This window comes from Rhizobium sp. SEMIA 4085, from assembly GCF_013004495.1.
Lineage (GTDB): Bacteria > Pseudomonadota > Alphaproteobacteria > Rhizobiales > Rhizobiaceae > Rhizobium > Rhizobium gallicum.
Genome location: NZ_JABEPH010000328.1, coordinates 1 through 6,915, shown reverse-complemented (window position 1 = coordinate 6,915; position 6,915 = coordinate 1). Strand labels below are relative to the sequence as shown.

At 62.0% G+C, this 6,915-nt stretch carries 8 protein-coding genes; all 8 read right to left on the bottom strand.

Annotated elements, in window-relative coordinates:
- Nucleotides 1-922 (bottom strand): EscU/YscU/HrcU family type III secretion system export apparatus switch protein (locus tag C9413_RS25275; protein WP_170251056.1); only part of this gene is annotated, 922 nt, incomplete at its 3' end.
- A complete protein-coding gene (locus tag C9413_RS25270; RefSeq protein WP_040116129.1) occupies nucleotides 919-1,761 on the bottom strand; it encodes a tetratricopeptide repeat protein in 843 nt (280 codons plus the stop codon). The genes C9413_RS25275 and C9413_RS25270, both read right to left, overlap by 4 nt.
- Complete coding sequence (locus tag C9413_RS25265) at nucleotides 1,758-2,204, bottom strand: hypothetical protein (protein ID WP_040116130.1); 447 nt, start codon at nucleotides 2,202-2,204, stop codon at nucleotides 1,758-1,760. The genes C9413_RS25270 and C9413_RS25265 overlap by 4 nt, the downstream gene beginning before the upstream one ends.
- Nucleotides 2,194-3,537, bottom strand: coding sequence for a type II and III secretion system protein family protein (locus C9413_RS25260; RefSeq protein ID WP_040116131.1), 1,344 nt, complete (start codon nucleotides 3,535-3,537; stop codon nucleotides 2,194-2,196). Before C9413_RS25260 ends, C9413_RS25265 begins: the two co-directional genes overlap by 11 nt.
- A gap of 82 nt (nucleotides 3,538-3,619) precedes the next feature.
- A complete protein-coding gene (gene sctV, locus C9413_RS25255; protein ID WP_170251055.1) occupies nucleotides 3,620-5,767 on the bottom strand; it encodes a type III secretion system export apparatus subunit SctV in 2,148 nt (715 codons plus the stop codon).
- Nucleotides 5,764-6,099 (bottom strand): type III secretion protein, encoded by a 336-nt coding sequence (locus tag C9413_RS25250; protein ID WP_040116133.1) that lies wholly within the window; start codon nucleotides 6,097-6,099, stop codon nucleotides 5,764-5,766. The genes sctV and C9413_RS25250 overlap by 4 nt, the downstream gene beginning before the upstream one ends.
- Nucleotides 6,096-6,470 carry a hypothetical protein gene (locus C9413_RS25245; protein WP_040116134.1) on the bottom strand — a complete coding sequence of 125 codons (375 nt, stop codon included), beginning with the start codon at nucleotides 6,468-6,470 and terminating at the stop codon, nucleotides 6,096-6,098. The genes C9413_RS25250 and C9413_RS25245 overlap by 4 nt, the downstream gene beginning before the upstream one ends.
- Nucleotides 6,471-6,494: 24 nt before the next feature.
- Nucleotides 6,495-6,915 (bottom strand): EscD/YscD/HrpQ family type III secretion system periplasmic domain-containing protein (locus tag C9413_RS25240; RefSeq protein ID WP_281408675.1); only part of this gene is annotated, 421 nt, incomplete at its 5' end.

Sequence of the window (6,915 nt, the reverse complement as noted above, 5' to 3'; positions counted from 1 at the left end):
CCATTGGGACTCCGCGATCTCTCGCTTGCTCCCTCATCGAGACCACAGCTTTACCGGCGGCACGACAGACGACGCTCGGCACAGGCGTCTCGCCCCGATCATAGCGGATCCCGACTATTGCCGATTGTTCTCCGATCATCAGAACCGCATTGGCAAGACCGGTCCTGCTCGTGCCGAGCAAGCGCGCGAATTTACGGCGTTCCTGCCGTATTAGCGGATCGCCTTCCGTGTCCTTGTGTTCACGCTTGGCCTCCGACTTGGTCATCCGCATTTCGCGCATGAACAGCCAGCGTTGCAGAAAGACATCGAAGGTGCCCATGACGAGGAAAGCCGCGATTGCGATGAAAGCGGTGGTTTTCAGCATCGACAGCGAGGTCGCATGCAGGCAGCCAAAACCGCATCCAGGCGCCTGGAACAGCGCCTTCAGGCCCGCATGGAAAACAACCGAAAACGCCACGGAAAGCGCAAGAATCTTGAACAGTGCCTTGCCGAACTCGACAACGCTCTTAAGCGAGGTCAGGCGCTTTAGGCCCGCTGCCGGATTGATGCGGCTGAAATCCGGCTCGATCGGCTTTGCCGAGAAGACGAATCCCTTGGTGATCGCGACGTTCGTCGCAAGGATCGCTGCGATCGTTATCCCGAGGATCGGCAGCACCGCCCCCCAAAGCGCATCGACGGCAATGGTGCTCAGCCGAAACCAGACATCCGCGAACGGCCGTTCGTAGATATGCGACGCCTCGTCCAGAAGCAGATTGACCTTCACTTGCAGATTAGGCGCGGCATAAAAGAGAAAGAGCGTCGAGAACAGGATCATGATCCCCGAGACCATGTCGGGGCTGTGAAGCACCTGACCTTTCTTGCGCGCGTCCAGGATCTTTTTTTCGGAAGCCGGAAGCGATTTTTCTTCGCTTGTCCCGCTCATGTGACGCCGCCGTCCTTGGACGACGCCAGCAGGCCGATTTCCTGGGCGCGCCTGGCCGTATCGGAAATCGAGCGCAACCTTGCCGCTTTCGCCAGGATCGCGTTCTTCTGCTTCTCCGTCATGTCGGGCACGCCGACGGATCGCGCTTTATCCGTCTCCCCGGCCATGGTCAGGACGATCAGATAGTTGACGAAATGCCGCCTTTGGGCGAGCGGCGACGCGACTACGCTGCTCATATGCGTTACCGCCTGCGGCAGGTCGTTCGCAAGCGCTTCAGCAAGGGCAAGATTCGTCGTTGTGTCGAGGTTCGCGGGCTGTAACGAAAGCGCTTTCGAAAAGGCTTCCTCCGCCGCGGCCGCACTACCGCTGAAGACGAGCGCCGTTCCGAGCCGGTTATAGGCCATGACGGAGTTAAGCGCCTGGGCGGCCGGCGCCAGGGTCCGCGCAGCCGATGCCGCCTCGCCTTTGCGTAATTGGGCGGTGCCGAGCCCGAGCAGCGCCTCAGGATCCTGGGGGCTCGCCTGCAGAGCGGCGCGAAAGTCTTCTTCTGCCCCTTCGGCATCGCCTGCCCTCAGGCGTGCATTCGCAAGCCGAACGCGTAGCGGTACGTCGTCAGGAGCGTTCGCGGCGGCGCGCTCGTAAAGTGCGAGTGCCGTTGCGCTTTCTCCCTTGGCCTCGATGCTGTGGGCGATGCTCAACAGTTTCGCCTGCTCGCTCGAAGGCTTGCCCTTCTCCTTGTCGGCGGACGTCGTCGTGCATGAGGAAAGCGCGTGAAGCGCAAGGAGCACGGCAACGCCGTTCCTTCGTGCGCCGAATTTCAGAAAGGAACGCGCTCTCATTCTTCACCTGTATTGTTGTTCGCCGTGTTGCGGCGTCTGCGGCCCTCCTCGCTGTAACCGTCGAGGTAGTTCTTCGCGGCGCGCGCCACCGGAGCAGCCATGGCAGGACCCATTTCACGGCCCTGGATAAGATGTCTTTGGTCCTCTGCCATGAACTGCAGATTAAGATTGTTGGCGCAGCCCGGCGGCAGGTAGAGCGGCTGATCGGCGGTATCGGGGGTGAGGCAGGCGTCCGGAACAAGCGTCCGGCTTTCCTCCTTATCGTAACCCTTGCGAACGAGCCCGCCTTTCGCCGGCACGCCGTGCGTCGAAACATAGCTGTAGTTGGGAGAGTAGGGTTGCGGATGGGAACCGCTACAGCCCGCAAGGGCAAACAGCAGCCCCGCGGCCAGCACCACGCGGGCCTTCGCCACACCATCACCCGACAAACGATCACTCGACATAGAAACCGTATCCGTTGTTGTTGACCGCGGGCTTCGCCTTCTTGCGCGGCGCCGTAATGGCGCCTGCAGGACTATCGAGCGGCGTTTTCATCTTGCGTTCGGAGGTCGGCGACACGAGGTAAGGGGTAATCAGGATGACGAGTTCCGTTTCATTGCGCTGAAACCGCTTCGACTTGAACAGTTCGCCAAGGATCGGGACGTCGCCGACGACCGGTGTTTTGTTCAGCGTCTGCGATTCCTGCCGTTGAAACAGGCCGGCGATCGCAAATGTCTGGCCACTGCCGACCTCGACGGTCGTGTCTGCCCGGCGAATGCGCAGCGACGGCACCACCAGGCCGCCGATCGAAACGACGCTGTCTTGCGAAACGCTGCTCACTTCTGGACGCACCTGCAGGGCGATGCGGTTGTTCGGCAGTAGCGTCGGCGTAAACTGGAGCGAGACGCCGAACTGCTTGTATTCGATACCGATCTGCTCGTTGCCGACCGGCACCGGCACCGGTATCTCGCCGCCTGCGAGAAAGCTGGCGCTCTGGCCGGTGACGGCAGTGATGTTCGGTTCGGCAAGGATCGTCAATATGCCATTCGCCTGGAGCGCATCGAGCAGCACGTTGACATTGACGTGTTCGCCTCTTGCGCCGATCGCAATCCCCGTGTCGTCCTCGTTGCTGGCGCCGCCAGTCCGGATGATGCCGAAGGAAAACGATCCACTGTTGACGAAGGCACTCCAGTCGATGCCGTAGCGCGTCAATTCGTTGCGGGCGACTTCGGCGAAGCGGACGCGAATATTGACCTGGTTCGTGCCGGCGATCGTCGTATTGTTGAGCGCCGGATTTTCCGGGGTCGAATAGCTCTGCAGGACATTTTCCATGTCCATCGCTTCACCGACATTGCGGGTCTGACCGGTGCCGACATATTGTCCGCCGAACAGGCTTATATCGACCTTGGTCGTTGGCTGCAGCGCCCGCGCCGACTGGTTAGCGGCTCGCGGATTGCCGCTGACGCGAACCTGCACCGTACCGCGCGTGCTCTGGTCGGCGCTGAGCGCAATGAGATCGGTGTCGCCGATCTTCGTCGCATAGATATAGACTACGCCCGGCGAGACGACGCGCACATCTGCGATCGCCGTGTCGGCGAGGAAGACCGACTCGACCGGTTCGTCGAAGCGCAGGATCTGGCCCTCCCCGACGGCAAGCTCAAGGACCTGGCCGTTTTTCGCATCGACCTTCACCTGCGCGTTTGCAGATGGCGCAAAGCCGAGCGCAAGCGTGGCCACCAGGACGAATGAAAGTAAATCTCCTACCGCAATCGCGCGGAGGCTTCGCAAGTTCAGCATGCCATTTCCTATTCGTTCCCCTCACCGACGTCCCCGCGCGGGCAAGTCAAAGCCTTGTCTTCTATGATGTGACCCGGGGAATTCATGGACGGCCGCCTTCGAGCTCCGCCGCTCCGGCGACCGGAAGCGCGATATAGCCAACGCACTGGACGCTGAACTCCGGCGAGATCTCCTGGTAGGAAAGAACCGCCACATTGACGTCGTGGCGCGTCAGAAGGTTCCGGATGTGCCGCCGGACGTCCATCGACGTGAGGACGGCGGTGCGGCGCCGCAGATCTGCCTTCTCCTGCCGCTTCTTCAATTCTTCCAGGATCGGTGCCGCCAGCCGGTCCGGAATGGCGCCCGCCGGCCCCATATTCTTTTCGATGGCCGCTCTCACCTCGTCTTCGAACGGCCGCGTCAGCAGATAGGCCGAAACGATCCTGTTGTCGTCAGCAAGGCGGAAGCAGATCTGCCGGCCGAGGCTTGCTCGAACGCTGTCGGTCAAGGCCTGCACACCCTGAATTTGAGCGCCCCGCTCGGCAATCGCCTGAAGAATGATGCGCATATTGGTGATCGGAACGTCTTCTTCGATCAGCCTGCGCAAGACCTCGGCAAGCTTCTGCACGGAAACTGCCTCCAGAACCTCCCGGATCAGATCGCCATAGGGCTCCTCCAGGCGGCCAAGGAGCGCGCGCACTTCCTGTGCGTCGACGAACTCCGGCGCATAGCGGCGCAGGACACGCTCCAGAAGCGACATCACGACATCGGCCGGCTCGCAATAGCCAACGCCGGCAGCGTCAAGTGCTGCCGCATGGACTTGTTCGACCCAGACGAGCTTCAACCCCAGGAGGTCCGGTTGCCTCACATAGGGGACCAACATGATGTCGAGATCGACCGTATCGTCCCACACCATGACGTGGCCGGACAAGAGCGTGGCTTCGCCGACCGGAACGCCCTCGAAATCGATACGAAACCCAGCCGGCGCCTGCCGGGGATCCGCCACCAGGCCGATCGCCGGGACGCGAATACCGAGGTCGTCGAGGATCGCTGTCGCAGGCGCCTCCGTCCGCTCGGCGAAGACCGACGGCGCAAGCGCCCCGGCAAGATCCTCTCCAAGCGATACAGTGATCCTGTGCGCGACCCCTGCGAGGTTGCCGGGACCGCCCGGCAAACTGCCGGCTATATGCTCGACGACGGGGCTGCCGGAAGCGACCGGCCGTGACGCTTCGCGTCGGATCGATGCGGTTCCTGCCGCAGCGCCGGCGGCAGGCCGCCGGCGCGCGGTATGGGCAAGAAGGCCGGCTACAGCAGCAAGCGTCCAGAAGACAATCAGCGGAAAGCCCGGAACCAAGCCGAAGGCGAAGAGGATGGCTGCCGCCAGCGCCAGCGCGCGGTCGCTTGCACCGAGTTGCCCGAGGATTTCGGAACTCAAGTCCTGCGGGCGCCGGCCGGACGGCACACGCGTTACCACCGCTCCGGCCGCCACCGCCATCATCAGCGCGGGTATCTGTGAGATCAGGCCATCACCGACGGTCAACAGCGAATAGGTATGAGCAGCGTCGCCGACGGTCATGCCACGTCGCAGGGACCCAATCGTAAGCCCGCCGATGAGATTGATGGTAATGATGATCAGGCCCGCGACAGCGTCTCCTTTGACGAATTTCATGGCTCCGTCCATGGCGCCGTAGAACTGGCTCTCGCGCTCCAGCTCTTCGCGCCTTCGACGCGCCTCCTGCTGGTCGATTTCGCCGCTGCGGGCGTCATTGTCGATGCTCATCTGCTTGCCCGGCATGGCATCGAGGGCAAATCGGGCGCCCACCTCGGCGACACGCTCGGCGCCCTTGGTGATGACGACGAACTGAGCGATGGTGATGATCAGGAAGACGATGAGACCGACGAGCACATCGCCGCCGACAACGAAGTCTCCGAAGGCCGATACGATCTGTCCGGCGTCCGCCTGTGTCAGGATCAGCCGGGTCGTCGTGATCGAAAGCGCGAGGCGAAAAAGCGTTCCGAGCAGAATGATCGACGGCAGGGACGAGAACTGGACTGGGCTCGACACATAGAGCGCGCCGACAAGGATAAGCAGGCTGTAGAAGAAGTTAAATCCGATCAGCGCGTCGACCAGAAAGGTCGGCATCGGAATGACCATCATCGTGATCGCGAGTATCACCAGTGCCGCGACGACGATATCCGACCGGCGGGAGGCGGCCCTGGCGAACTGGTTGACAGTGGCGATTGCGCTCATTTCGCCGCCCTCGCCTGAAGATAGGCCTTGAAGGCGTCGCGAGCCTGGTCTTCCTGTCCGCGCAGCCAATGCGCCCTGCTCCTCAGGCGGGCAAGATCCGGATCGGTCTCCTTTGAGATTTCTCCGATACGATCGATAGAGGCGATCGCACGCGTTCCAGCGTCGGTTTCGACGAAAGCATCGGCCAGCGAATGCAAGATCGAGACGTTTTCCGGTGCCATTCGTGCTGCGAGAAGCAGGAAGACGAGGCCTCGCTCAAGGTGTCCGGCGCGACAGTAGAGCAGGCCGAGCGCATGAAGAAATTCGAGGCTGTCCGCGCGTTGCTGCGTCAACTGCTTTGCGCCTGCATGAGACGGTGTTGAAGATCGCGTCGGCTTTCGATTTCGTCCTTCAGCATGGACGCCGTAAGCTTGGCGACATCCTCGTCGAGATCGAGGCCGGGCAACACTTCCTCGACGATATAGGCTAGGATCTCCTGAGACCGCGACAGGTCGAACAGGGAAGCATTCGAGAGCCTCGCCCTCTCCGCAGCCGAGCTGGCGCGCGCGCCACGCGCCTCGGCCTTCTGCCTGGCCTGGCGAACCGATTGCACGACCCTGGCGTCGAAGGCCAGATGCTGTGCTTCCACGGCCGCGTCCGGTCGCACGGAAACCGCGCTTGACTGGGCGCGGCGATTGTCGTGTCGGCGGACCTCCAAACTCATCTTGCTGTTCCTCTCGTCGCGCAGTCAGAAGCGAAGAACGAATTCTTCGCTTTGCCGCCCCACCTTCAGGCTTCCGTCGCGAATGTCCTTTATGTACCAGCCGTCCTCGAGCGCGGCACCCTTGTAGAGGCGGGCCCCGTCGGCACCGATCGCATAAGGCGTTTCGCCGAACCAAATGGCCTGGAGATTGAATTTAGGCGACGTTTTGGCCGCTGCCTCACCGACCATGCTCGTCAAGACGTAGTTGGTGCCGTAGGACCGGTCGAACCAGGTCTGGACATCGCTCCACGACTTGCGCGCATCCTCGTCGAGCGCACCGGAAACGGCAAACCGCGTCCCGTCCGCCTTGACCTGAAGATTGCTCAAGCCCGCCGCGGCGAGCTTTGCAGCAAGCGCCGAAGACACCTCATCGGCCAAGGGCATAGAGGCGCTCACGGTTCCGGCC